Source organism: Metallibacterium scheffleri (assembly GCF_002077135.1).
Lineage (GTDB): Bacteria > Pseudomonadota > Gammaproteobacteria > Xanthomonadales > Rhodanobacteraceae > Metallibacterium > Metallibacterium scheffleri.
On sequence record NZ_LDOS01000004.1, the window covers coordinates 19,410 to 45,727 of the forward strand.

21 protein-coding genes and 1 pseudogene are annotated in these 26,318 nt (G+C 63.2%); 3 read left to right on the forward strand and 19 right to left on the reverse strand.

Translation table 11 applies throughout. From position 1 onward, the window contains the following. Nucleotides 1-93 precede the first annotated feature (93 nt). Nucleotides 94-729 carry an HD-GYP domain-containing protein gene (locus Mschef_RS15240; protein ID WP_176212473.1) on the forward strand — a complete coding sequence of 212 codons (636 nt, stop codon included), beginning with the start codon at nt 94-96 and terminating at the stop codon, nt 727-729. A gap of 198 nt (nt 730-927) precedes the next feature. On the opposite strand, the gene Mschef_RS15245 is transcribed toward Mschef_RS15240, so the two are convergent. From Mschef_RS15245 to Mschef_RS15270, 7 genes are all read right to left on the reverse strand, one after another. After that, nucleotides 928-1,329: a cupin domain-containing protein gene (locus Mschef_RS15245; protein ID WP_081130090.1), complete on the reverse strand. Its 402-nt coding sequence runs from the start codon at nt 1,327-1,329 to the stop codon at nt 928-930. A 43-nt stretch (nt 1,330-1,372) separates the two neighbouring features. Further along, a complete protein-coding gene (locus Mschef_RS15250) occupies nt 1,373-2,071 on the reverse strand; it encodes an aspartate/glutamate racemase family protein (RefSeq protein WP_081130091.1) in 699 nt (232 codons plus the stop codon). A gap of 1,103 nt (nt 2,072-3,174) precedes the next feature. Further along, on the reverse strand, nt 3,175-3,669 hold the full coding sequence (locus Mschef_RS17335; protein WP_139789406.1) for a hypothetical protein: 495 nt from the start codon (nt 3,667-3,669) through the stop codon (nt 3,175-3,177). Nucleotides 3,670-3,684: 15 nt separating this feature from the next. Next, nucleotides 3,685-5,829 (reverse strand): nuclease-related domain-containing protein, encoded by a 2,145-nt coding sequence (locus Mschef_RS15255; protein WP_081130092.1) that lies wholly within the window; start codon nt 5,827-5,829, stop codon nt 3,685-3,687. 489 nt (nt 5,830-6,318) lie between these two features. Further along, entirely contained in the window at nt 6,319-6,600 is a 282-nt protein-coding gene (locus Mschef_RS15260) for a DUF4156 domain-containing protein (protein ID WP_136256536.1), read from the reverse strand. Nucleotides 6,601-6,700: 100 nt separating this feature from the next. Further along, nucleotides 6,701-7,474, reverse strand: a complete 774-nt coding sequence (locus Mschef_RS15265; protein ID WP_136256535.1) for a hypothetical protein — start codon at nt 7,472-7,474, stop codon at nt 6,701-6,703. 26 nt (nt 7,475-7,500) lie between these two features. Next, on the reverse strand, nt 7,501-7,917 hold the full coding sequence (locus Mschef_RS15270; protein ID WP_081130106.1) for a VOC family protein: 417 nt from the start codon (nt 7,915-7,917) through the stop codon (nt 7,501-7,503). Nucleotides 7,918-8,120: 203 nt separating this feature from the next. Between Mschef_RS15270 and Mschef_RS15275 the strand changes: the two genes are divergently transcribed. After that, nucleotides 8,121-12,272, forward strand: a complete 4,152-nt coding sequence (locus Mschef_RS15275) for an EAL domain-containing protein (protein ID WP_168708953.1) — start codon at nt 8,121-8,123, stop codon at nt 12,270-12,272. 36 nt (nt 12,273-12,308) lie between these two features. Here the strand turns inward: Mschef_RS15275 and Mschef_RS17340 are convergent. The 3 genes and pseudogenes from Mschef_RS17340 to Mschef_RS15295 form a co-directional block, all read right to left on the reverse strand. Continuing rightward, nucleotides 12,309-12,518, reverse strand: a pseudogene (locus Mschef_RS17340) (phage integrase N-terminal SAM-like domain-containing protein); the annotation flags it as partial. Between the two features lie 251 nt (nt 12,519-12,769). After that, nucleotides 12,770-13,504: an SseB family protein gene (locus tag Mschef_RS15290; RefSeq protein WP_081130098.1), complete on the reverse strand. Its 735-nt coding sequence runs from the start codon at nt 13,502-13,504 to the stop codon at nt 12,770-12,772. A gap of 23 nt (nt 13,505-13,527) precedes the next feature. Beyond that, nucleotides 13,528-13,752: a helix-turn-helix domain-containing protein gene (locus tag Mschef_RS15295; RefSeq protein WP_081130099.1), complete on the reverse strand. Its 225-nt coding sequence runs from the start codon at nt 13,750-13,752 to the stop codon at nt 13,528-13,530. Between the two features lie 84 nt (nt 13,753-13,836). On the opposite strand from Mschef_RS15295, the gene Mschef_RS15300 reads away from it, so the two are divergent. Next, nucleotides 13,837-14,934, forward strand: coding sequence for an IS110 family RNA-guided transposase (locus Mschef_RS15300; protein WP_081126072.1), 1,098 nt, complete (start codon nt 13,837-13,839; stop codon nt 14,932-14,934). 409 nt (nt 14,935-15,343) lie between these two features. On the opposite strand, the gene Mschef_RS18310 is transcribed toward Mschef_RS15300, so the two are convergent. From Mschef_RS18310 to Mschef_RS18195, 9 genes are all read right to left on the reverse strand, one after another. Beyond that, the gene (locus tag Mschef_RS18310; protein WP_277921492.1) at nt 15,344-15,934 is read right to left on the reverse strand and encodes a helix-turn-helix domain-containing protein; all 591 of its coding nucleotides are present in this window, start codon (nt 15,932-15,934) and stop codon (nt 15,344-15,346) included. 336 nt (nt 15,935-16,270) lie between these two features. Continuing rightward, nucleotides 16,271-17,080, reverse strand: a complete 810-nt coding sequence (locus Mschef_RS15310) for a hypothetical protein (protein WP_081130101.1) — start codon at nt 17,078-17,080, stop codon at nt 16,271-16,273. Between the two features lie 104 nt (nt 17,081-17,184). Beyond that, nucleotides 17,185-17,418 (reverse strand): hypothetical protein, encoded by a 234-nt coding sequence (locus tag Mschef_RS15315; protein WP_081130102.1) that lies wholly within the window; start codon nt 17,416-17,418, stop codon nt 17,185-17,187. A 200-nt stretch (nt 17,419-17,618) separates the two neighbouring features. Next, nucleotides 17,619-21,035 carry a DEAD/DEAH box helicase family protein gene (locus Mschef_RS15320; RefSeq protein ID WP_081130103.1) on the reverse strand — a complete coding sequence of 1,139 codons (3,417 nt, stop codon included), beginning with the start codon at nt 21,033-21,035 and terminating at the stop codon, nt 17,619-17,621. After that, nucleotides 21,032-22,216, reverse strand: coding sequence for a Fic family protein (locus tag Mschef_RS15325; RefSeq protein WP_136256579.1), 1,185 nt, complete (start codon nt 22,214-22,216; stop codon nt 21,032-21,034). The genes Mschef_RS15320 and Mschef_RS15325 overlap by 4 nt, the downstream gene beginning before the upstream one ends. Before the next feature lie 280 nt (nt 22,217-22,496). Then, nucleotides 22,497-24,137, reverse strand: a complete 1,641-nt coding sequence (locus Mschef_RS15330) for an ATP-binding protein (RefSeq protein WP_081126285.1) — start codon at nt 24,135-24,137, stop codon at nt 22,497-22,499. Nucleotides 24,138-24,146: 9 nt separating this feature from the next. Continuing rightward, nucleotides 24,147-24,977: a hypothetical protein gene (locus Mschef_RS15335; RefSeq protein ID WP_081126286.1), complete on the reverse strand. Its 831-nt coding sequence runs from the start codon at nt 24,975-24,977 to the stop codon at nt 24,147-24,149. A 2-nt stretch (nt 24,978-24,979) separates the two neighbouring features. After that, the gene (locus Mschef_RS15340) at nt 24,980-25,570 is read right to left on the reverse strand and encodes a restriction endonuclease subunit S domain-containing protein (protein ID WP_176212472.1); all 591 of its coding nucleotides are present in this window, start codon (nt 25,568-25,570) and stop codon (nt 24,980-24,982) included. After that, nucleotides 25,459-26,133 carry a restriction endonuclease subunit S gene (locus tag Mschef_RS18195; protein WP_081130105.1) on the reverse strand — a complete coding sequence of 225 codons (675 nt, stop codon included), beginning with the start codon at nt 26,131-26,133 and terminating at the stop codon, nt 25,459-25,461. Before Mschef_RS18195 ends, Mschef_RS15340 begins: the two co-directional genes overlap by 112 nt. Nucleotides 26,134-26,318 lie beyond the last annotated feature (185 nt).

The following is a 26,318-nucleotide window of genomic DNA, read 5'->3' on the forward strand; positions in this document are numbered from 1 at the left end:
GGCGGGCAGGATGGGGGTACAGGCGAAGCGCCGCCCTCGGATGGCATGGGACGTGCTTCGGGGTGCATGGCGCCGCGCGGGGACAGGCTGGGGATGAATTGTGAACGTCATGACTGGAAACGAGCAATCCGGGAGATTCATGGCTCGGACGCCTGTCGCATCGATGGCGCGACCTTGCGGCTCGTCTGCGTTCTGCTCGCGCGTGAATTGGATTTGGTCGACTACGAAGTCCTCGACCACGGCGCGCGCGTCGCCCATATCGCGGTCCAGCTCGGACGGGCGACGCGGCGGCTGGACGATGCGCAGCTGCATGGCCTTCACCTGGCTGGGCTGTACCACGATCTCGGCAAGCTCAAGCTGCCGAAAGCCACGGTCAACAAGCCGGGACCGCTGGACATTGACGAATGGAAGGTGATCCGGCGGCACCCGGAGATCGGACAGGCGATGGTCGGGCAGATACCGGCGCTAGTGGACGCGCACAGCGTGGCAGAAGCAGTTCGGCATCACCATGAAGCCTGGGACGGGCGCGGCTATCCGGCGGGCCTGGTGGGTCACGGTATTCCGTTGCGCGCGCGCATTCTCGCTGTTGCGGACACCTGGGATGCGCTGCGGACCCGGCGCGCGTACAAGGAACCGCATGCGTCAGAACACGCGATTGAAGTCATGCAAAACGAAGCGGGGCGTCGACTCGATCCGGATCTGGTCGATCTGCTGCTCAGTGCGATTTGACGGGCGATCGCCTCAAAGAATCAGTGCGGCGACGTGGGAGGACGCGGGGATGGAGTTCCCAGGATTTTGTGGGCACTTTTGGCGAAGGTAGTGAAATCGCTGGAGGTGACATGTGGCCAGAACAACGAAACGATGATAGGGCATGGGCAAAGCAAGTCCAGTTTCGTAAAGGTCTGGCCGGGCGCACGGCGAAATCTTTCACGTCTCGGTGGCACCAGCCGCAGTGCTCGGCATGGCCCGCAGTTGCTCGGTAATCGTGCGGGTCTTTTCAGTGACGATGTTGCCGGTATGCAAGGTGGACTTGCGCTCGATCAGCAACACCAGGCACTCGTGCTCGGCCACTGGATTGTGGCGAACCCCCTTCGGTACGATCCACATCTGGCCTTCGCCAAGCTCAACCGCGCCGTTCTCCAATTCGATGCGCAGTGCGCCGCGCAGCACGTAGAACAACTCGTCCTCGTCGTCATGGGTGTGCCATGCCAACACGCCCTTGATCTTGGCGACCTTGACGTAGGCATCGTCCACTTCGCCCACCACACGCGGAGACCATTGCTCCTGCAGTGTGGCGGCGATCGCTTCGGGGGAAATGGCAGCGGGCATCGAGCAGCTCCTTCGGCGAAGTGTTTTGGTCATGCGAGTGGAATCAGGTCGCCAGCACCTGTTCCACCAAGGCCGCGGCGTGGATGGCGGTAGTATCCAGAAAGGGAATGCCGGTCGAGCCGTTGTCGGTGAGTATCAGCGGCAATTCCGTGCCGCCGAGTATGACGCCGTCGATGCACTCGTGCTGCTTGAGCGATTGCACGATGTCGAGCAGTTGCTGTCGCACGTCAGGATCGAACACGCCGTTGACCCATTCGCGCATGTATTTATCGTGGATGTACGCCTGGTCCTGCGGATCGGGCACCACAAGTTCGATGCCCTGCGCCGAGAACACTTCGGCATAAAAGCTGCCCTGCATGGTGAATCGCGTGCCAAACAGGGCGAGTCGCCGCAAGCCTTGTGCCTGCGCGGTCTGGCAGGTGGCCTGGACGATGCTCAGCAAGCGGATCGACGCGCGTCGCTGCAGCTCGTCGAAGACGATATGCGGGGTGTTGGCTGCCAATAGCGCGACATCCGCACCGGCGCGAGCGAGTGCCTCGACCTCGGTGAGCAGGAAGGCGATCAATCCGGCTCTGTCGTCGCGCTCAAGCAACGCTAGCATGGCGCTGAAATCGATGCTGTTGATGATCAGCGACGGATACGCGCCGGACGGCGTTCGCGCGCGATAGCCGGCGACGACATGCCGGTAGTAGGCGATCGTCGATTCCGGCCCGATACCACCGATAATGCCGGCTTGGGTCATACGGTCGTGGTCCGCAGGGAGTTATCCAAGCATGGTGCAGCGGCGATCCTGCAATCGCAAGCGCATCGCCGGCAAGACAAGCCATGCGTGCCGGTAGCTCAGGGTTTGACCACCACCGTTCAGACCATGCCCAGTCCTTCGTGCAGCAGGCAGTGATAGTGGTAAGTACTGGAGACCGTGGAACTTCGCTGGTACATGTCCTTAGCTCTTAAGAAAGCCGAACCGTTGGCGGCGACCACGCGCAAGCCATGCCAGTCCGTTGGATCGATGTGGATGGCGCGGCTGACCCGGCTCCAGCATTGGAGCTGGTGTGGGCAGACAATAAGAAACGCAATTGCGGCAGCGTGGCGGCTCGCACAGTCACTATTCTGCCGCCGCTCCCAAGAAAATGGGTGCCCCCAAAGCAGCCGTTCGCGACCGGCTGAAACGGGTCGCACTGTGCCACTCGGGCCAGCGTGATGCCAGCACTGCACTGCGCGGTATCCGCGGTCATCGCCCCTGCGGCGCGCCACCGGTCGCCGCCGTTCATCTGAAATGAGCGGCGCCCTTTGCGCCCTCAACATGGCCCTCGACGCGAACTTCGCGCACAACCTCCGGCGGTGACGATGCGGCCGAACTTTCGGCCCTGACGGGTTGGATTGGACTATCTGTTGGACGAAGCGCCGGCCGCCTATCTACCGCCGCTGGCGTCTATCGCCGCTGGCGTCCATCCTGCCGCGCCTGGGCATGGAACCGGCACAGGCTCGACAAAGCCGAACCTGGACGGGTCGCGCGCTACCCCAGCAGCGCTACGTCCGGCAGGACACGAGCGCACGGCTGCGCCGGCTGGTGGACATTGCGGTGGCGCAGACCCTACATTCATCCGCTCTGAACAGCACACTGGTGCCGACACCGGCGCAGCGGGTGCAATTGCGCTAGCGCCTTGCGCGGCATCTGGCGGTAGAGGATGTTGGCAGGGTGTGCGCGACAGCGATGGACCCGGGCAGCCTGCCGGTGGTTGGGTGATGCAGACCACAGTTCAGCGTGCTGCGTTGCAATATAAGCACATTGAGATACAAGAAACTTCCTGAACGCGTCGCGCCATTCTCATTTGACAACAGTTCTCATTGAAAATCATGAAGTGTAGTGAAAACAATGGATTGACGCTTCAGCACCGCTCCAAAAGTCAGTGACACCAAAGTTGGTACAGGGCGTTTTGACACCAAAGTCGGTGCATTTGGTACAAACTTTGGTGTTTCGACCACAAGTGGTCGAGAAACCATAGTCGGTACACGAAAGAAACCAAAGTCGGTGTATTTCCCCCGGTTTCTGCACAAACTATGGTTTTCCTGCACTGCAGCACGGCAGTTGCCGCCGCGATTTATCGCTACGCGCCCAGCGGCCGGTAACGGCCCTTTGCGGACATTCAGCGTTCGAGCTAAGCGGGCGATGACGGCAGTACCGTGGCTGAAGCCGGGCCGCTCGACCGGCATTTCCCAGCCCATCTCATACTCGAAGTCGGTGAAAATCAGCTGGCGCTTCTGTCTCTTGATGAGCTTGATCAGGTCACGCAACCGTCTGCGCACCGACACCGCACTGGATGCCATCAAGGCAGCCATAGCGCCGCAGTTACCTCACGTCAGGCAGCATTTTTTGTACTTTTTACCGCTGCCGCATGGACAAGGGTCATTGCGACCCACCTTGACTCGCGCCACGGCTGCCTCTCGCAGGAGAGCGGTCGGTTTGTCTGATTTGTTCATGCTCTTCGTGAGCGTGTCCATGGTGTCATCTTGCTTCCATGGAAAATTGAGATTGACCCCAAAGCGCAGCGTCTGATCCTTCGGGTACACGCAGACCCCGAACCAGCTGTCCGAATGCTGGGTGTACTTCCGCGCGTTGCAATGCCTTTCGAGCGCCGGGCCGGCAACGTCTATCGGATCGCTGTTGAAGTGAATCGTGAGGCCTGTTCCGCCATCTAACCCTACAGTGACATCGTGGTTCTTGCCACCTACAACGCTGCGCTTGGCAAGCATGTCCATACATGCGCTGACCTCAAGCACCGTGTCTTCGCCAAGCGTCAGTAGCATGAACCCAAGATCGATGGTCGCGGGGTGAGGCCGAGCTTCGATTGCCTTGACCAAGCGCCCCAGCGCTGTCGCGCTGAGCCGCGTCAGAATTCCCTCTGGAGTGCGCTTTCCTGGGATGCCTTCGCGCCGAGCCAGCATCGCCACATCCAGATCTGCTGAGATTTCGTCATCCAGAAAAACCTTGTCGTAATTGTCTTCCAGCCAGAGATTCTTCTTCAGATGGTAGGAAAGGATCGTCAGCTCATGTGACGCCATCAGCTTGTCGGTGTACCCAGTCCGACGATCCACATAGCTCAAGAAGTGCAGCGGTGAGCTGAGCATTTCGGTGATCGCGTCGAGAGCGAAAACGTCCATGACAAAGGGCGGGGAAATCGTGTCAGTCGCCGAGAATTTCAAGAATTGGCGGGCCTGAAAGCTCAACGCCGGATAGTGGTCTGAGATCAGACAAATCACGTAGATCCGCTTGAGGCTTGCTGGCAGCGTCACAGGGTCGCCGGCGGCATCTTTGAAGGAGCACTTGCCTTCCTCGATCAGCTTTGCGCAACGATAGGCTTGATCACTGGAATCCTGAATGCTCTTTTTAAAGTCGTCCTTGATCTGCAGGTCATTGCCACGCCGGGCCTCGAGCGTCAGACGCTTAGATTTCGCCTGAAGCACGATAGCGTGATTGCCGAACAGCACCAGCACGTCGATTTCAGCGAGCTTGGTGTCCTTTGATTCGTAGATGTCGATGTTGGCAACAACGTTATCCGCGCCGAAGACCTGTCGCAGGCGTTCAGCGGCGAACTGCTCGGTAAAGACGCCGCGGTTCTGCATGGCTGTGCTGACATAGGCCTTGTCAGCGCCCATCCAGTAAAACGGCGCTTCATACAGCGCTTCCACGAGGCTGTAGATGTGGAAGTGCAAGTAGTTTCCATCCGGCATGCGGATGAGCGGACTGGCGTTGGCGATGTTGAAATCGTCCAGCGCGTTGAATTGCTCGTTGCGCGCGCTTGGTGGAACTGCAAACGCGGACAGAATCCTATCTACGGTTGCGGGGTCGATGTGACCGTAGTCGGCGACTTCCTGAACCGAAAACGAATTTCCGGGCAAGAGCGCCTCCATCTCTTGGGGCGCGACGCACATGTCACGCATGATGCTGTTCGATTTTTCATCCAACACTTGCGAAATGCAGACCACGACCCTGTGAGCATCGCGGATTGAAAATCCCTTGTTGGCGATGAGCCAATGGTCATCGTTTGCGTACTTCATGGGGGAGAAGTCGCGGTACTGAAAGCTGTACGCGGACTCTCCACCATAGAAGATCGGCTCGCGCAATGCAGCGCCGCTCGTGAAAGGATTGAAGCCTTCCTCGGCAATTTTGGCGGGATCGATGTGCTTCCAGAACGAAGGCGACATCGCGTGGTGGATCTCTTCCAGTAAAGCTTCTGTGGATTCGACGTACCTTTCCACGACCGGGGGCGCCGGAAGTGTGTAGTCAATCGGGCTTTTGAGCATGAGTCCGATGAGGGTCGATATCTCGGTGCGGATCAGCCGGCGATTCGAAAAGAGGTGCTGCATGTCCTCGGCCGTCATCTCCCCTGAATAGCTGATGGTGTTGTCACGCCAGCATAAGTAAGCAATGGCATGTACGTAGCCCGGTGACGCACAGAGGCTTGCCAACTCGTCAAATATCTCTTGCTCACTACGCATGGCCACAACCCCTCTTTGCCCAACACGTTGGCACCGATCAGAGCATGACCTCTTTGGGTGTTGGCGCCGACGTGAAAGTGACCACTGAGCGAGGACCAACGAACGAGCCGCGTCTTGCATGAATTTTGCAAATTGGTGCGCTTCACGCGGGTCAACGAAAGCCGGGCGCGTGGCTCAAATTGGCGCTGGCGCCAACATTCGGTCGCCTGGCGGCGGGCGAGTGATGCTACGCACACTTCGACATGCTGCGGCGTCGACGCTCCCCCGCTTTGAGTCGCGTTGCGTGCTAGCCCACGTCGGGGACGTCTGCAATGGGTCGCACTGTGTCACTCAGACCGCCTTGACGCCAGTGTGGCCGATGCCTAGCGACGGGCCCAAGGCCGCGGGCGTACCTCGGCCCTAAGTGGCCACCCGCTGCGCTTGCTCGAACGGCAGCTCTAGAACCAGACGGGTCTGGACAGCTACCGACACAGACGCTCTACATGTCGTTTATTCCTGGCAGAGGTAGGCATTGCCGCTCGCGTTCGGAGTTTCACCATCCTGGATCGTGAGCCAGACGATACGATTGGCGCCCATGTCAGCGGCCTTTCCGCGCGCCGCATTCTCGGCGTTCTGCACAAAAAAACCCTGGCCGGTCACAGTGCCGAGAAACTTGCATCCAGAGACCATCAAAGTGTCTGCGACCTTCACGCGCAGCTCGCTTGCAGTCGGCATTGTCATGCATGAACAGAGGCCTGCACAGAGAATGACCACGATGGCTACACGATTCATGGGTGCACCCTGGCTTCCACGTGATCGGGTTGCAGCATGCCACTCGGGCAACCATCGCGCCAGCGCAAGTGGCTCGGGGTTGATCGGGATCGGCGCGCTGCTAGCGACCCAGCCTCGCCAGTGATTCCGCCACGACCCAAGCGACGCCAATCAGGGCGAGATTCAGCGCATTCTCAGACCCGATCCAATGGCTGGTGGGATCTGCAAGGAGCCACGGCGCCCATACCAGCAGCGCGAAGGACACATACATGGCGGTCAGCAAGATCACGGCGAGGCGGGCCTGCTTGCCCGTCAAGATCGCAATGCCTGCCGCAATCTGGCCAAACCCGGTCGCATAAGCCCAGAATGCTTGCGTGGGCGGGAGCCACTGGGGCACCAACGGGGCGGTCAAGTTCATATAGACAAAGTGCGCCCCGCCGAATAACAGCGCACAAACCCCGAACGTCAGTTGGCCCAGGCGCGCTAGGCGTGCCGCCAAAGTTGCTTCAATCCTGGCGCTCATGGCGTAGATGATCAGCCCGCCCGCTGCAATCGCGAGTTGCTCGGCGATATTGCTGTAAGTGCCAAACTCGGCGTAATGGGCAAGCACCACGCGGCCGTTCATCAGAATCACGACAATGAACGCGTAGTACGCCGTCAGTGCTGCGGCGCCCCAAGCCACGGTTCGTCGCCATTCGATGGCCGCGCCCGCGACGAGCATGAGCAGCGCGGCGGCATAGGCCAGGGCGGTGCGGTCGGGAAAGGCCTTGGGCACCGGCTGCCCCGGATCGAAGGTTCCCCACGCCAGGCAGAGTACAGCTATCGCCATCACACCCAAGCCATAGACGCGGCAACCAAGGGCCATCGTTGTTTTTCCTGCGGCCATGACTTTCACAGCGGTTCTCCGAGTCGGCTGCATCCTTATGCCTGCGGCCCGTGGCCCGCTAGCTCCAGCGAAGATAGCGCACTCACCGTGACGTAGTATCCGTCTGGATCCCGAAGCGAGAACTCCAGTGTTCCAGTGTTCGGATTCACCTGCGGCTCCTCTTTGAGACGCGCGACGAGCGCACGTGCCCGTTTAAGTGTCGTATCGAAATCGTCGACACGGAAGAACAAGAGGAGCCCGTTGCCTGGGGTCGCGTTGTCTCGGCTCATCAACGATGGATGTTCGTGCGCCCCCCACTGGTGGAGGCAGAGCAGGACCGTCCCATCCGCATCGCGGATCTGACCAAAGTCGGCATGGCCTGGGCGCGTCTCCGTCAGGCCGAAAAGCGATTGGTACCACCTGAAACTACTCGGCACATCGCTTACGCCAATGATCGTCCAGGTGCGTTTCATGACAAATGCCTCAAGTATCCATCCCAGGCGCGCAACGAAGCGCTCGAGCATGTGCTCGGGCGAGCGCCGGTGAATTTTTGTACTCTGGACTTGAAGCCGCCTGATGGTGCGATCACTTCTGGGAGTATCCACGGATGCCTCGACCCCCAATCCCTGTTGATGCTGCGCTGCATGGGGGCCTATCGGCGCTGCATCGCCTGCTGGTGGAGCACTTCGACGATCGGGATGCCTTCATGGCCGCATGCCTGGACGTCGGCTGTCGGGTACTCGGGCTTTCGACCGGCATCGTGGGCCGGATCCGGGGCGACGATTACGAGGTGCTCGACCGACACTCGCCGTTGATCGAGATCCAGCCGGGCCATCGTTATCCACTGGGCGATACCTGGTGCGCGGCGGTCGTCACCTTGCGCCAGACGGTGACCCATGCCGGGACCGACGCGATCGAGCCGATGCGCAGCCATCCGGCCTATGGCGGGCTGCAGTTGGAGGCGTACATTGGCACGCCGATCGTGGTGGAGGGTGCCGTCTTCGGCACCCTGAGCTTCAGCGACACCTGGGCACGCGCGACGCCGTTTGCCGCGGACGAGATCGGCATGGCCGAATCGATCGCGGCATTGATTGGCCGTTTCATCGAGCGTCAGCGCGCCGAGACCGGTCGGCAGACGCGCGACCAGTTTTACCGCAGCGTGGCCGAAACGCTGCCGCTGCTCCACGCCGACGCACCGCGTGAGCGATCGGATGTGATGGGGCAGGTCGCCTTGACGCTGGCGGACATCATGGGCCTGCCGCTGGTATGGATCGGCCGGCTCGAACCGGAGGCCATTTGGGTGCAGGCCGTCGGGGTTGCGGGACCGGCGTGCGATTACGTCACGACGCTATCCCTCACCGCCGATCCCGCACGACCCGAAGGGCAAGGGCCGATGGGGCGGGCGCTGCGCACGGGCGAGGCATTGCTCACTGCGTTCAGCGATCCGCTGCTCGCGCCCTGGGCGGATTGGGCGCGGCACTACGGGCTGGGCTCCAGCATCGTCGCCGCGGCGCGAACGCAGGACGGAGGGCAGATGGCGCTGTCGGTCTATGCGTCGGAGACGGAGCACTTCACCCCCGATCTGCTCGATTGGGCCCAGCGTCTCGCGCGGGAGCTGGCCGCTTTCTGGAACCACCAGGATCTGCTCCATCGACAGGATCGGCTGGTGCGCTATCAGGCTGCCCAGCGCGAGATCCAGGCCGCGCTGCTGAAGCAGCCCGACCCGCTGTCGATCTATCGGGTGCTGGCCGAGGCGCTGGTGCGTCATGCCGGCGCCGATGCGGTCGATGTGTTCACCGCTGACGATCCAGGTCCGACACTGCATCGCGTCATGCTGATGGGGCCTTTGGCTGAAGCGGCCCGTCTCTTGCCGCTGCCCCCCAAGCAGCCTGAGGGGACGACCCGTGCCACGGTCACCCTGGCCTTCAGTACGCGGACCCCGGTGATCCGGGTGCATCCCGCGCGTGATCCGTCCATTCCGGCGCAATGGCGCGGCGCGGTGCTCGAGGGGGTCGGCGCGGTGGGCGCATGGCCCGTCTTCGACACGCCGGATGCGGAGCCCGAGGCCGTGTTCGCGGTTGTTGTAAGCGATCCGGATACCTTCACCGCAGAGCTTCGCGTCCTCATCGGCGAAATCGCGGAGGCAGCAGGTCTTGCGCTGCGCCAGTTCCATCAGCAGCAGGCACTGGTGTTCGAGCACGAGCGCCAGGAGCGTCTTGCGCTGCATGACCCGCTGACCGGGCTGCCCAATCGTCGCGCGCTGGAGCACCATCTGGAGGGTGCGCTGGCACGCGCGCGGCGCCATCGCCTGCTGCTCGCGGTCGGCATGCTCGACCTCGACGATTTCAAGCCGATCAACGATCGCTTCGGCCACGAAGCCGGGGATCGGGTGTTGATCGACGTGGCCAAGCGCCTGAAAGGCGCCCTGCGGGACCACGATTATGTCGCCCGTCTGGGCGGCGACGAGTTCGTCGTCGTGCTCGAGGACGTCGCCAGCCTCGACGATCTGACGCCGCTGCTGGAGCGGATGCGGGCGCGCTTGGCCGAGCCCATGGTGATCGGCACCTACTCCACGGGTCTGCACGCCAGCCTGGGCATCGTGGTCTATCCGCTGCACGAAGGCGCCGACACGGGTCACCTGCTGCGCCTGGCCGATCAGGCCATGTATCGGATCAAGTCGCAGAAGCTCCCCCGCGCGCAGTGGTGGAGCTTTCCCGTGTCTGAGCAGCCGCCGGTTGCCTTGTCGCCCGTCGAAGTCGACATCAGCGAATTGCTGCCCTATGGACCGCTGGCACAGCGCCTGCTCGGGCCGATCCAGTCCATCCATCACGAGTGGGCCGAGTCCTTCGTCGATGCGTTCTATGCCCGTCTGGCTGAGCACGCAGGGCCCGCGCAGATCCTGGGCGCGCTCTCCACGCAGGAGTTCGAGCACCTGAAGGCCAAGCAGCGCGAGCATCTGACGCTGCTGCTCGACCCGGCGCTCAGCGAAGATGGTCATCGCCAGGTCGCAACCCGTGCGGGCCGCATCCATGGCATGGCCGGCATCGAAGACGCCTGGGTTGCCGAGAGCGTCGCGCTCTTGCGCGCGCAGCTCGATGAACAACTGGCGCCGCTGACCCGTCGCGACCGACGCACGCTGCTGGTCATGCACCGACGCCTTGCACTCGATTACCAGTGGCAGTTGGAAGGGTCGCGTGCGGTCCAGCTCGCCCGCGATGGCATTCTCGTACGCATCAGCACCATCGCTTGGTCAGCGGATCGCTACCTCGAGCTGATCCAGCGTGTGGCCGATACCCTGCTCACCCTCGACGAAGTCGCCGGGTGCGCGATCGGGCGACCGGATGCAAGTGGCCGGTTTCAGTTTGAGGCGGTGGCCGGCGGCAAAGCCTTCGTCGACTATCTGCGAGCGGTTGAGCGCGGCGTGCCCCCGGATATTCGGGCCGAGGCCGACCGCGTGGAGGGCAGCGTGGCGATGGGCCGTGCCTGGCGCAGTGGCGAGATCCAGCGCACGCTCAACTATGCCACCGATCCGGCCACGATCACGTGGCGCGAGGTGGCGCTGGGTATGGGCATTCGGTCCAATGCAGCCCTCCCGCTGCGCATGCCGCAGGGCACCACCGAAAGTGTGCTGACCCTGTACTCACCGTTCGTGGGCGGCTTCTCCAGCGCGGGTCAGCAGGCGTTCCTGCTGCACGTGCAGAGCCTGCTGGATCTTGCCTTGGCGCGGTTGCTGCCCAAACTCGAGGGCGTCGAGGCGGTCCCCTACCTTCTGCGTGACCGCTGGCGCGCCAAGCTGGCGACCGATGACCTGGTGATGTACTACCAGCCGGTGATCGATCTGCGTCAGGGCCAGCCGGTCGAGGTGGAGGCGCTGGCCCGCATCCGCGAGGACGACGGTCTGATCCTGCCGGCCCGTTTCCTGCCGGCGTTCGGCGAGGACGACCTGCTGATCCTGTATCGCCAGGGGCTGGCGCAGGCGCTCGCGGCGCGCCGGGAGTGGGCCGCCGGTGGGCTGCCGCTGGGCATCGCCGTCAACCTCCCGTCGAACGCACTGCTCGACCGGCGCTATGTGGACAGCACCCGAGAGGCGCTGGAGCGATACCCCTGTCCAGCCGAAACCTTGGTCCTCGAAATCCTCGAGTCGGAGTGGCTGGAGGAGAGTCCGGAGGCCGAGTCCGGCCTGCTGGCGCTCAAGGCGCTGGGCGTCCAGCTTGCCGAGGACGATCTGGGCTCGGGCTACAGCACGTTGAGCCGGCTGCGCCACCTCTCCTTTGATCGCGTCAAGATCGACCAGACGCTGGTGCGCCAGATCGCGCGGCAACCGCTGCGGACGCTGCGCTTCGTGAACCAGCTGACGCGGCTGGGACACGATCTCGGCGTCAAGGTCGTCGTGGAGGGGATGGAGACGCCGGGCCTGGTGGAAGCGGCGATGATCCTCGGCGCGGATCTGGGTCAGGGGTATGCTCTCGCGCGCCCGATGCCGCGCGCTGAAGTCACGGACTGGTGCAGAAGCTTCCACTGGGCGTGCGATCCCATGGTGCCTCGCACCGCACTCGGGGCACTGGCGGACTTCATACTCCGGGACGAGCGGCTGCGGATGTTCATGGGCGATCCTGCGATGGTCGAACGAATCGTTCACACGCCATGTTGGGTGCGGTCCTACCTCGATGCGATCGGTGTCGAGGGAACCCGGCTGGATCAGATCCTTCGGGTTCTGCATCAGGCCGCGCTCCAACACGGGCCTGCCAGCTCGGACTATGCCGCAGCGCGCGATGCGTTCGTGCAGTGCCTGGTCGAGGAGCGGATCCGTGTCGAGGAAAGCGGTTGATCGATGCGCATTGCCTTCCTCACGATCAAGCCCCGACTTGGCGCGCACCACGTTATCCAGCTGCAGCGGATCGACTGCCAACACCTCGCGATACAGAAACAGCAGCGCCGACAGCGCCTGGTTCTGCGTGCCCGCTGCAACATGGCCGCGTACCGCAAGATCAGACAGGAACCGTTCGACCTTCGCCGCGCCCATCGAACGTGGATGGCGCTTGCCTTGGCTCAAGATGAACCGGCGGATCACGCCACATAGGCCTGCTCAGCTCAAGCACGTCCTCCGCAGTATTGCCCGGTAGTGCGATTCCTCCAGACGATCTGTCATCGACACGGCGTCCGAATTGCGCGAACCGTCTGCGATGCTCAACATGGTCATGATCATGTAGGCCACGAACGGAACGCGCTGTTTCGGCCAGCGGCGGTCGCCATTGCCGCCACGGGCACCTTCCATCGTTCGCAGCACAGCCTCATTGAAGAGCTCCTTGGCATCCTGGTATGCCGTCAGGTTCCGTAGAACTGGATGCCGTGATGGAAGAGCTCGGGGAGTTCTTCTTCCGGGGTCATCAACGTCATCATGAGCGGCATCGGCAAGGTATCCAGCACGGGTTTGATCCACAGCGTCGTGAGCTGCAGCAGCCGTTGCTGGTGGGCTGCCGCCGCGACGATGCCGAGCAGCAGCGAAACGTCGGCCATCTCGGGTCCGCGATGCAGCTCGACCAGATAGGCGGCGCGCGCGGAAGGCTCGGTCGCGAAGCGCTCGCGCAGCAGCAGGGTCAGGGCGTCGGTCGGGAACGCGGGCGGGCACGTTCCCACCTCCTCCGACTCCCGGATGTCTTCGCGCGAGAACTTGCCGATCGGCCGTCCCGCCAGGATGGCGTCCACCTCGGCCGGATGGAGCACGATCTGGTCCACGTTGGGGTTGAGCATGAGGGTTGCACCGCGGGTCAACTCCAACAGCTCGCGGCCCGTCATGGCGACGATCGCGCGGTTGCCTCGGACCGCCTCGGCTTGTTCGCGGTCGCTGAACAAGGGCAGGACGGTCTGGCCGTTGTCCGGCCGCACGAACTGTACAAAGCGGATGCGGTCGGGGGGTGAGGGTTCGGGCGGCAAATGGGCGTAAAGCGTCGCATCGAGCAGGGCGCTGAAGAACGCATCCTGCGCACGGGCGGCCTCGTCGACCCGCGTACACGCTTGGGCGGCCTGCAGGAGTTCCTTGAGCTGTTGCGCAGACGTCATGGCTGGGGAATTGGCTCGGGTGATCAGTCGACATCGGCAAAGAGCGCACCAAGGGTCACGCCCAACCCCTTGGCCACCCGCTGCAACGTCGCCAGGGTGATGTTCTTTTCGCCCCGCTCGATGGCGGAGTAGTAGGCACGATGCATATGGATGCGGTCCGCGAAATCGTCCTGGCTGAGCGCGATGGCGAGGCGCCGCGCGCGGATCGCCTGTCCGAGCTTCAAAACGAGGGGATTCTTCTTGGCCATGCCGAGTAAAAAGAGACTTCCCGCTTCCAACGGCCTCGAGGGCCATGATGGTTTTTACAACCGTCAGCAGAAGGGGAAGTCTCGATGAGCACTATAACCATGGGCGTGGATTTGGCGAAGAACCTGTTTTCCGTATGTGCGGTGGATGGCGCCGGACACGTGCAGCGGCGGCAGGATCTCGGGCGTGAAGCGTTTGCGCTGTGGCTGGCGCAGGTGCCGGCCGGCACCGTGGTGGCGATGGAGGCATGCAGTGGCGCGCACCATTGGGCGCGGCGCTGTTTGGAGGTCGGTCTGCAGCCGCGCTTGATGGCGGCGCAGTTCGTGACGCCGTTCCGCAAGAGCCGCACACTGAAGAACGACCGCAACGACGCCGAGGCGATTGCCACGGCGGCACGCCAGGGCAACATGCGCTTTGTGCCGGTCAAGTCGGTCGAGCAGCAGGCGCGGCTGGCATGGCATCGCGTGCGCGAGGGCTACAAGACCGAAGGGCTGGAGATCAGCAACCGCCTGCGCGGTCTGCTGGCCGAGTTTGGCATCGTGATGGCGCAGGGTGACCGGGCGTTGCGCATCGCCTTGGCGGATCTCGACGCAGCGGCATCGTTGCCTGCGGAGCTGAAGGAACTGCTGCGCGATCTCAGCGCGCACTGGGCGCAGGTGCGCGACCGCATCGCCGCGTGCGATGCGCGCATCGAAGCGCACGCCAAGGCGGATGAGCGCTGCGTGCGGCTGCGCGCGCTGATCGGCATTGGCCCGCTCACCGCCGATGCGATGGTGGCGAGCGTCGGCTCGGCCAAGGAGTTCAAGAACGGCCGGCAACTGGCCGCATGGCTCGGCCTGGTGCCGACCCAGCACTCCAGCGGCGGGCACACCCGCCTGGGCACGATCAGTTGCCGCGGCGATGCCTACCTGCGCACGCTGCTGATCCAGGGCGCGCGCAGCAGCCTGCAGCGCGCCAAGGTGACTGCACAGGATCGGGCCACGCCCGAGCAGATCTGGATCCGCCAACTGGCGTGTCGGATGCCGTTCGGCAAGCTGCTGGTGGCGATTGCGAACAAACACGCGCGGCAACTGTGGGCGATGCTGGCGCGCGAGGAAGCCTACGACGCCGAGGCGTGGCTGAAGCACCCGATGGTGCAGCGCCCGGCCGGCAAGCGCGCGGTGAGGATCGCCGGCATGGCATGACACGAACGCACATCCTTTCACGTCAGCGCGAAGTGGTCGACAACGGTCAGACCGACCCGGAGAGAACCTGACTAACCTGCCGGACGTCACCCCGTGTTTCGGCTGATCCCCGAACACCGACGATACCGAAAGACGAACGAGGTCTCCGGGTGCGGTTTATACCCTGGTCCGCGCCAGCATCAGCGGCGCAACAAGACCGTTTATGGAAATGCAGTCTGACATTCGTTGCATCACCACGCAGCACTGACACGCACGACGCAGCAAAGAGGACAACACGATGACCAGCCATGGCCCGAAAGCTCAAGGCAAGAACCTCAAGCGCGCGGCGTTGACGGGAAGTCTCTTATGGGCAGGCTAGGCCGGCGCTACTTTCCCCTCTACTACTGTATAGATAGACTACCTATAGGTTTCATATCGCGCAAGCAGCGCCCCTTCCGGCGACGTCGTTCTGCAGCGCGCTGCGGTTCATCTCGTCTTGAACGTCGAGCCGTATCGGTGCGGGAGATCGCACGCCGGGCAGGCCAGCGCGCCTGAGTTGCTCGGCCATGTACTGCTTGTCCAGCGACTGGACCGTGTGCCCGTCGAGCTTGAATTCCTTGGCCACATCGCGGACTGACGATTGCCGGCAGCGACGCCCGACGTGCCAGGCAAACCGCTTCGTGTAGAACGGATTGTCGGCCAGAAAGTCGAGTCGCTCGGTCTTCACCTGGCCGCAGGCGCGGCAGTGGATCCGGCGCACCGCGAATGCCAGCCAAACCCGGGTGTCACCGCAGGAGAGGTCGCGGATACGCCGGGGCTTGCGGTCGTACCAGCCCGATTGCGTTCGGCCACAACACCCGCAGACTGTTTTTTTCCCCGCCGAACCAGCGTGACCACCCGTGCCTTGGGATCGCCGAACACACCCTTGACCGTCGCCTGTGGGCGGAAGCCGGGGAACCGATAGGCATCGAGCAGACGCCGCGGACGCTTCGCTGCAGTAGGCATCGGCAAAGCGTGCCAGATTTCAGCTCAACGCTGAAGCCCGCAATGCCTTGCTCTGCTTGGGCTACGCCGCGATCAGACGTATGGAATCACCCACACGTTTCCACGAAGAGCCCTTTTTGTAATGAGGAGGCCATCGCAGCGGCTCCATCTCCGCGCTTCGCGCGGGACTTGGGTTCAGAGTGGGTCCGGCCGGTTCGGCTGCTCATCAGGCTTCGCCGGTGCAACGCAGCCGACCGGGAACGCTACGGGCGGCGGGCACAGCGCGGCCCAGTCGTTCTCGGCCTGCCATAGCGTTACCTGCGCGGACGACGCGTCGCCCAACCACGGACCGGGGTTCCACAGGTCGATCGGGTCACGAGGCATGTTGATACCCCTTGCATTTCTCTGCGAGCTTCTCGACTTCGGCGGTATCCAATGATGGCCGGTCCTTGTGAATTTCCTGTAACACCTGGATGATACCGTCGTCGACGAACTTGATGCCCCCGCCGTTAATCACGGCGACGTCCGTCACCTTGCCCACGCCGGGGGCGACCTCCGAGGCGAGCTTCGCCTCGTAGACGTTATGCAGCGCCTGCGCGAGGCTGCTGGTGCTCTTGTGCCGTGCGAGCGACATGCGGATGGACGCGTGCATCCCACCTGACCCGATGCTGACGGTGCCGACAGTATCCATCGACATGACGGTCCCTGGATGTGAAACGACGTGCAGATGCGCACCGTCGGCGTCCACGCCGGCAATCATTATGTCAAGTCCGAGGTTGTGCTGACTGAGCAACCCGAGCACCTGGGCCATCACCTGAGACGACGCCGATTGAGCGGCAAGCGTCTGGAACCCCGCAAAGTCTATGCCAAGGAACGGCCTCAGGATCGCCTCCTCGGCTCGTCGCTTCTTGTGCGCTATGTACACCCCGCCGGCGGTCGTGGCGATCGTCTTGATATCTGGGTGCGGGGTGGCAATTACGCCGGCCTTGGTGCGGCTGAAAACCTCTTCGCCGTCGGGTACGGACCCCGAGAACAGCATCACGCACTGTGGCGTAAGTTGAAAAATCTTCCGGACCGCTCCTTCCGCCTGGAGGTTCATCGGCGGCCCGTAGGTCATCATGCGATCGGCAGAGACGACCACCACCTTGCCACCCTCGCAGATGGCTCCTACGCAGACAGTCATTGGTTCCCCGTCGAGTCCGCCGTTGTTATGGGCCGGCAGTTTAGCGCGTTACACCGCGAGGCAAAAGCCCGAGCAGACGGTGAGTTGCGCATGCGCAACGGCAGTCACCGAGTTGTCAGCGTCCGGTAGATCGGCACCCCGTCGGCGTCGACGACGTAGACCGTCACCGGGGAGCAGTCCTCGTCCTGTTCGGCCTGGAGGCGATCCACTTCCCGCCGAGCGTTCGCGATCACGGCGAAGGCCGCCGGCAGATCTTCGATAGAGATCTCGCCGCCGCGGCGGTGCGCGACGACCCGGAGCTTGTCCGGCGTGTTGGCGCCGACGTTGATTTGAGCCATACGCCGGGCTTTCGGTGACCCGCCTGAAACGCACCGATTTGCAGGATTCATGCAAGACGCGGCTCGTTTGCCTTGGCTCAATCGCGGACTGGCATGTGGGTCACTTCCACGTCGGCGCCAACACTTTGGCGTCGACTTGGCAAAGCAGGTGTTTGAACCACCCCGGCTTTCGTGGAGACTGGTTGGTCTGAGTCTGACATTCAAGCCGCAATGGCCGACTGACGCACTTGCTCGATCACCGCCAGCAGTTCATCGACCTGCGCGGACGTGAAAAGCTCCTCAGGCCCGCGCGGTGTCAGGTCCGTGAAGGGAGATTCGTACAGCATCGCCGCCTCCATCACGCCGTGCTCGGTGAGGTGGTTCACGATCAGGTTCACGAACTCGATCTGGTTGGCCCCCAGCATCTTGCCATTGAGAAACCCGGCCAAGGCTTCCTTCGCCGCCTGCCGGTCGAGTCCGACCAGCGAGCGAACGAAGAGTCCGAGCCCGTGCGATTCCTCGGCGGCGCGTCGGATGTCGTCCGCGGCGCCGACCCCGTTGTCCGCGAGCATGCGCTGAAGCTCAGCGAGATCGGCGGCGGTCAACGCCTTGTTCATCCGCAACTTGCGAATGGCCACGTGGTCCTGATGCGCGCGCAAGGACGCCTGGGCCTTGGCACGGAATTTCGTGTAGTCGGTGCCCTGACTGAAGCCGGGCAGTTCGACCGGCATCTCCCCGCCCATCTCATCCTCGAAGTCGGTGTAGATCGGCTTGCGCTTCTGTCTCTCGATGAGCTTGATCAGGTCACGCAGCCGTCTGCGCATGCCTTCGAGCATGGGGACGGTCACGTCTTGCCACCAGGCGTCGGTCTGGACGTCCTGGATCAGAGCCATCTGATCGCGCACCGTCGGAATCGCGGATTTCTCCTCCAGCAGTCCGGCGAGCTCTTTGACTTGATCCCGCAACCGGGCGAACCCCGGTTCCGAGCGCAGCATCGCGAGCTGGAGATTCAGCACCAGCAGGTCGAAGCGCTTGGCCTCCTCGCCTTCCGGGTCGAGTTCCGTCGGCAGGCCCGCCACCTCGTGCGACAGCTCCACGAGCGCCTCCGGTGACAAGTTCGTCCATGCCTCGGGATGAGCGTACTTTTCGACGCTGCGCCGTCGCGGCCGCACGATGAAGTTGCCGAGGTTCATGGCAGCCACCTCGCGATGCAGCAACGCGGCGATTTGTGCGCGCACCTCGTCGGCGGAATCGGGATGCCCGTGCGGTGGCGCCCGTTGCTCGCGCAGCGCATCGCGCTGACTTTCCGCCAGCGCCTTGTCCAGTTCGCCGATCAACTCCAGCCGGGCATTGAACAGTCGTTTGCCCAGCGGTGCACCCAACGCGCCCTCGATGGCCGGGATGTTCTGGCTGAAGTACTCCAGGTTCTGGCAGTAGTCGAAGACATAGAAAAACTTCTTGTCTTTTCCGGGCTCGAACAGGTCCGGGCAGAGCCGTGTGCCGCGGCCGAGCATCTGCCAGAACTTGGTCTTCGAGCGCACCAGCTTGAAGAAGACCAGGTTCACCACCTCCGGGATGTCGATGCCCGTGTCCAGCATGTCCACCGAGAGGGCGATGTGCGGTGCTTTGTCCTTGACCGAGAAGTTGTCGATCAGGCTCTGCGCATACTCGGTCTTGAAGGTGATGACGCGCGCGAACTCGCCCCTGAAGTGCGGGTAGTTGGCGTTGAAGCGCTCGGCGATGAATTCCGCGTGCGCCTGGTTTTTCGCGAACACGATGGTCTTGCCGAGCCGATCGCCGCCGGCCACCGCCAGGCCACGCGTCATCAGGTGCTCCAGCACCTTGTCGACCGTGTCCTTGTTGAACAGCCACTTGTTGACCGCCTCGGCCTCGACGCGGTTCGGGACGTTGCCGTCCTCATCCCACTCCAGCGCATCCCACTGGTCCTTGTCGTCTTCCGGGAGATCGTCGTAGCGGATGCCTTCGCGCTGGAACTTGAGCGGCACCGAGACGGCCCTGGGCGGTACGAGGAAGCCGTCGCGCACGGCTTCGTCGAGTCCGTAGGCGTCGGTCGGCACGCCGTCCTCGAGATCGAACAGGCTGTAGGTGTTGCGGTCCACCTCGTCCTTGGGCGTCGCCGTCAGGCCCACGAGCAGCGAGTCGAAGTAGTCGAAGATGGCGCGGTACTTCTGGAACACCGAGCGGTGCGCCTCGTCGATGACGACGAGGTCGAAATGCCCGACGCCGAAGCGGCGCTGGCCATCGCGCGTCTCGTCGATCAACCCCATCATCGTCGGATAGGTGGAGACGAAGACGCGCCCCTCGGCGTCCTTCTCGGTCACCAGGTTCACCGGCGAGGCGTCGGGCAGGAAGTGCTTGAAGGCATTCACCGCCTGGTTCACCAACGCCACGCGGTCGGCGAGAAACAGAATGCGCTTGGCCCAGTTGCAGCGCATGAGCAGGTCGGCCAGCGCGATCACCGTGCGCGTCTTGCCGGCGCCCGTCGCCATCACGACCAGCGCCTTGCGGTCGTGGTCGCGCTCGAACGCCTCGGCGATGCGCCGGATGGCGCGCGTCTGGTAATAGCGCTCGACGATGGCGCGATTGATCGCGCCCGTGGCCAGCGGCTTGCGCGTGGTGCGGCGCTGGATCGCAAGCTCCAGTTCTGACTTCTTGTAGAAACCTTGCACCGCACGCGGGGGGTAGCGGGCGTCGTCCCACAGCCAGTGTTCGTAGCCGTTGGAGTAGAAGATCACCGGGCGCTGGCCGAACTGGCGCTCCAGACAATCGGCGTAGAGCTTGGCCTGCTGCTGGCCGACGCGCGGATCGCGGCGCGTGCGCTTGGCCTCGACCAGTCCGAGCGGCTTGCCGTCGTCGCCCCACAGCACATAGTCGACGAAGCCCTTGTCCTCCATGTTGGGCATGCCGGCGACTTCGAACTCGCGGTCCTGCGGCTGATCGAGCGGCCAGCCGGCCTCCTTGAGCAGGAGGTCGATGAAGTAGTCGCGGGTTTCGGCCTCGGAGTAGTCGTGCGTATCCGGCTGCGCCGCTGCCGCCTGCTTCGCCGTCGCCACCTCGGCGCGCAGGCGCTTCAATTCCTCGTCGAGCGTGGTCTTGTCGGCCAGCAAGGCGGCGAGTTTCTCGTCGCGTTCGCGCAATCCCGCTTCGAGCTGCTGCAGCTGCTCAGCCGTCTGGCTGGATGCCGATAGGGGCCTGGGCAACGCGGCTGCGTCGAAGACAAGCCCGGGCGCCGGTCGTGCTGCGCGGCCGTAGGTGCGGGCCAGCCAGTACGTCACATGGAACAGTTCCCGGACCGCAACGAGGGCATCGTCGGACGGGATCGCGCGGTGGCTGTGGACCGCGCGGTTGCCCAGCGTGATGATGACCTTCGCCTTGTTGAACACCGCCTCGCCGGCGGTGATCTTGAAACTGGGCTCGTGGATCAGCGCCGACAGGTTGTCCTGATAGGGAAGGTTGAGCGCGGCGTCGTGCTTGTAGGTCCAGGCAACGGCCAGTTCGAGTGCTCTGCGCGCATAGAAGCAGGCCGTGCGTGGGTCGGCGTGCACGGCGGCCGCGGCCTTGCCGGCGGCCTCATGCACGGTGGGCCATTCGCGTTCAAGGAAATCGAATGGGCTCACGCTTCCGGCTCCACTGGATCGTCAGTGAACAGCCGCACGTACGATTCGTAACGAAATCGGCGATGACGCGCGTGGCCGGTCACCTCGACCAGGATCTTCAGCTGCTCCAGGCGAGAGACGAGGTTGTTGGCCGCAGGATAGGTCGTGCCGATGAGGGCCGCGACATCGTTGACCGCAACGATCGGTCTGTCGAACAGCGATTCCAGCACCTTGTGTCCATTGCCGGCCGCACGCCCAAGGCTGTGCGTGATTTCAGCCCGATGCGTCTCGCGCAACGCGAGCACCCGGCGCGCGGTCTCCGTGGCCTCGGCGCTGACTTCCGCCACGCCGCGCAGGAAAAAGCGCAGCCAGCCCTCCCAGTCGCCCGTATCGCGAACCGCCTGCAGGCGTTCGTAGTAGTCCTGCCGATAACGCTTGAAATAGTGCGACAGGTAGAGGACGGGCCGCTGCAGAATGTTGCGCTCCGTCAGCAGGAAGGTGATCAGCAGGCGGCCGACGCGCCCGTTGCCGTCAAGGAAGGGATGGATGGTCTCAAACTGCGCATGGGCCAGACCAATCCGGATCAGCGCTGGCAGATCGTCCTCGCGATGCAGGAACTGCTCCAATTCACCGAGTGCCTGCGGCACCAGCTCAGGTGGCGGTGGTATGAAGCTCGCCGTCGCCAACGTGCAGCCACCGGGGCCGATCCAGTTCTGGGTGCGGCGCAGCTCCCCCGGGGTCAGCCGGCCACCGCGGACGCCGCGCATCAGTCGCTCATGGATTTCGCGGATCAGTCGCACCGATACAGGCAGCTCGGCCAGTCGCTGCAAGCCGTGGTTCATGGCCGCGACGTAATTGACCACTTCCGCGACATCGCGTGGGCGGGTGTCGGCGCCAAACAGATTGGCTTCGGCGGCCAGCAGATCCTGCAGCGAGCTTTGCGTCCCTTCGATCTGGCTGGACAGCACCGCCTCCTTGCGCACGTACATCAGCACGAAAAGGTCGGGATTGGGCAGCGTGTGCACCGAGCCGTCGAGGCGACCCAGGGCGCGATCGGCCTCCGAAAGCAAACGCTGCATATCGCCCTGGATCATCACGGGCGGTATGGGCGGCAGCAGTGCTGGGATGAATGCGCGGTAGCCGGAGGGCTGGCGCTGATAGCTGCCGGCGCGCAAGGAATGACCCGTCGAGACCTCGACCATATGCAAGCCTACCCTTCCTATGCTGGCGCGCCCCTGCTGTATTAAAGGCTCTCTTTAGCATGGAGGCAAGCAGCCGCCATGCTAAAGGTTCGACGCCATCCAGTCTGAATCTACAAGAGCAGGCATATCGGCGCGGCGCATTCTCATGCATGGCCTAAGCCGTGCGCTAAAGATTTTTTAGGCGGCGCATTTTTTTGATGCGTTTTATAAAGCACTGTTTTCGGCACACAAATTTTGCGCGCGTCTTTTTTAAGCGTCGAACGGCACTACGCAAAAATCTTTAGGCATCGCCCGCACCCTGACCCGATGAGGCCAGCTTCCAGCGTGCCCAGCGGCGCTGATTCGACAAGGCGACCCTGCCTTCCCGGCGCAGCTCCGCAAGCAGCTGTTGAACCGCCGATGCCGGCAAGGCCGGGAGCACTTGTCGCAACTCGCTCAGCGGCGAGCCCACCTGCCCCACGGTACCCAGATGCTTCAGCAACAGCGCTTTGTTGGTCTCGTGGTCCAAGCCCTTCTTGCGCGTGTGCACCCCGCGTGCCCCCAAGGCGGCATACATAGCCTGCGACAGCATGTAACCGCGGCCACGCCCCACCCGCTCGATCACACCAGCGTCGATCAGTGCCGGCAGACGTTGCTTCAGCGCCTCGCTCAGCGGCTGTTCGCGGCGCAGGTGATCCAGCACCAGAAAGTCGGAGGTCGAAAAGCTGCGCAGACGTTCCTCGCCAACGCGCTCAAGAAAGCGCACGAAGGCAGGGCTTTCGATCGCGCCCTCCAGCGTCAGCCGCACCTCGTGCGCCGAGGTACCGGCGAAGCTCGGCAAGGGCTTGCCCTGTCGAATCGCGCTCTCGAACATCAAATTCATGCCCTGTCCCGAGCGCTCGATCAGGCCGCACTTCGCCAGCGCCTCGGCCAAGCGGCGGTTGCGCGGATTCTGCTGGTCGAGAATGTTCTCGGGTGTGATGCCGGCCGGCAGCCCGCCCGGGCTGACGACCTCGAGCCGCCGCGCCCACTGCCGCACGAACACCGAGCGGCCATCGCGATAGTCGCGGTGCGCCACAGCGTTGAGCAGGGCCTCGCGCACGGTGACTTCATCAAAGCTGGGCACATCCATGCGGAACAGGCCGTCCTGATAGCTCTGGCGTTCGTTGCGCAGGTTGATCTTGGCCCAGATCGCGTCTTGCCAGAGGAAGAAGCCTTCGCGATATTCCTCGCGGTCCGCCGCCGGACCCGATGCTTCCGAGGATCGGTATTCGAACACCAGTTCGGCCTGGGCCAGCCGGCGCCCCAACGCCGCGCGGGTGCCGAACAGGATCAGCGCTGCGTAGGTGACACCGCCATTGATCAGCAACTCGGCATCGAAGAGCGTTTGTTCGTCGGTCCATTGCAGCTTGCGCTCGTCTCGCGTTTTCTTGCCCCATCGCTCGCGAAACAAGGCGATGGCTTGCGCTGCAAGATCGTCGAGCGTAGCGCCGGGACAGCATTCGGCGGAGAAGTCAGGCCCGGTCTCGGCGAACATGGCCCGCAATTCCGTATCACTTAGCGCCGCCAGTTTGTCACCCGCCCGCTTGAGGTAACGCCCGTCGATCTGCCAGGCCGTGCCGGGAAGTCGCGGCGGCACATGGACGACCAGCACTCGACCGTCGGCGGTTCGCACCTCCTCCACGGGAATGCGATGCGACAGCCGGTCGTGCAGACCGGCTTCAGCGCGCCCAGGCTCCGCGAACGCTGCCGTGCCGACGATGTGGCGCGGGCGCCGGTCGGTCACGCCGAGAATGATCTTGCCGCCACCTTCGTTGGCCAAGGCCACGCAGTACTCCACCAGCTTGTCGAAGTGATAGCTCTGCTTCGCTTCCTTGAACTCGAGGCGAACCCCTTCGGGCTCGGCCAACCAGTGCTGGAGTTGTTCGGCGGTGGTCTGCATGACGCCCCCTCAGCCGCCGCGGTACACGACGTCAGCGTCGAGCGCGTTGCTCAGGTACGGCGTGAACCCGGCAAGCAGGATCGACATGGCTACCATGTCGCGCATGTCGACAGCGCGCAGCGCACCTGCGGGATTTCCGCCGTGCCGAATCCCCGGATAGTCGCTGGCGAACCCGTAGAGGTTCTTCAATGACGCCTTGATCGCACCATGCGGCCAAGTCGTAACCTGGTTGCATATACCGCTCAACTCGGCCTCGGTGACGCCGGGCGTCGTTCGTCCGATAGCCTCCAGCAGGTTCACCTGCTTCTGGATGCAGGTCTTGATCTGCCCGTCGGAGCAATCGTGGCGCAGGTTGCGCATGGCCTCCTCGAACTCCTTCATCAGCGTGTCGAGGTGCGCGTCCAGACACGTCATCCCTCGCAGATCCCGCACGAGGCTGGCGAACATACCGGGCAGCGTCGGGCACAAGGTACAGGGGCGACGCAGGTCATAGCGGAGGCTGAATTTTTCGATGAACGCGGTGAGCAGGTTGAAGTAGCGATTCGACAGCTCATCGCCACGAAATTCTTCTAAGGCGTCGTACGCCGACTCGAAGAAGTCGACGAGCACGCGCTCACCGGCGAAGTCGTTCGCGGTAATCGCTTCGAACGCCATGCGACTCTGTACGGGGTTTTCGATGAGATCGGCGAGGTTTCCAACCGAGGGCGGCGCCTTTAGCGCCTTTGCGAGTTCGCGGTACAAGTCGCAGAAGATGTCCTCCCGCACATCCTCGTGGTCTGTCAGTGGCAGCCAGATCTCGCGCCATGTTTCGGACCATGCGCCGATGAACTCGCCATGCATGGTTACAGCTCTCCCCGGAAGGCGCGGTGCTGGAGGGAGGCGAAAAGCGAGTCCATTTCGCCGAGCCAAGTACGCATATGGCGGTGGATGCTTTCGCTCGCGGCCACTCGGGCAGCGAACAGGTTCTGCATTTCGCGCGGCGGACGGATGACCCTGAACTGTTCAATCGCTGACTTGGTGATGGCCTCGCGGGTTGCCCCGGCGCGAGCGATTTTGAGAAGTCGTTCCTTCACCGCCGGGGACAGGAGGCACTGCTCAAGGAAACACGGATTGAAAGCCGACGTCGGGCGGATGATCGCCACATGTTGATTCACCCTCGCAGGAAGCACGTCTGCCGGCGCACGGCATACCCGTGCAACGCTCGCGCCCGTGATGTTCAGCAGTACATCGTCAGCTTTAACGACGACACCCTCAAGCTGTGCGGCTTGTTCGTTATCGATGAATGCAAGGCCGTCTCTCAGGAACGCACCGTCTCGGACATTCATGCTCCTGATGAGCTTGATACCAGCAGCCTTGTAGGCCTCTTCCCCACCCGAGGCGTCGCTCCGCTCCCGATTTTGATCGCATGGTCGCCGATAGGAACCTGCGGCCACCGCTTCGCATTCGTGGCGGGGTCGCCGAACATGTCGAGGAAGATGGATTGGGTGAGGGTGTCGAGTTGGGTGAGAGCGGCGCGGCGCTTGGCCCGCAGCGCGTCCGCTTTGTCCAGGATCTCCGCAATCCGCCGCTGCTCGGGGAGGGGCGGTAGGGGCAGTTTCGAGTCAAAGACGATTCGATCACTGACAGCGGGATAGCTCGCCCCGGTCGCCAACCTGGCCATATCGCTAACAAAGCGTGGCGAGCGAACCCAGTGGAATAGGTATCCACCATCCAACCTCTCGGGACGCGGCCGTACCACGCAGAATCCAGTGGACGCGGTCGCGCCATCGAGCTTCTGAGGCACACGCGCAACCGCATTTAAGTTGGGTCGAACCGTCGACACGAGAACATCGTCAGTGCGAATGAGCTGCCGCGCCCTGCTTGGGGCGTCTACACAGGCGAGCTGTCGCGCACCTGTAATCGCCTTGGCATCCTGGTCGACTGCGCTTAGGTCGATGTATGTAAAGGCACTATCAGGGTCATCGCGCTCAGGCACCCAGGATGTCACCGGCTCCACAAGTTCCCGATCGTGGCATGCGGCACAGCGCTCATCCGAGCATCCCCTCCAGCTCCTTCATCCCCTGCTGGATCTCCTCCTCCAGCGTCGCCAGCTCGGCGAGGATCTCTTTCGGCGCGCGGTGTTCGATCGCCTCGTGCACCACTTCCTTGTAGCGGTTGAGCGAGAGGTCGTAGCCCTGAGCG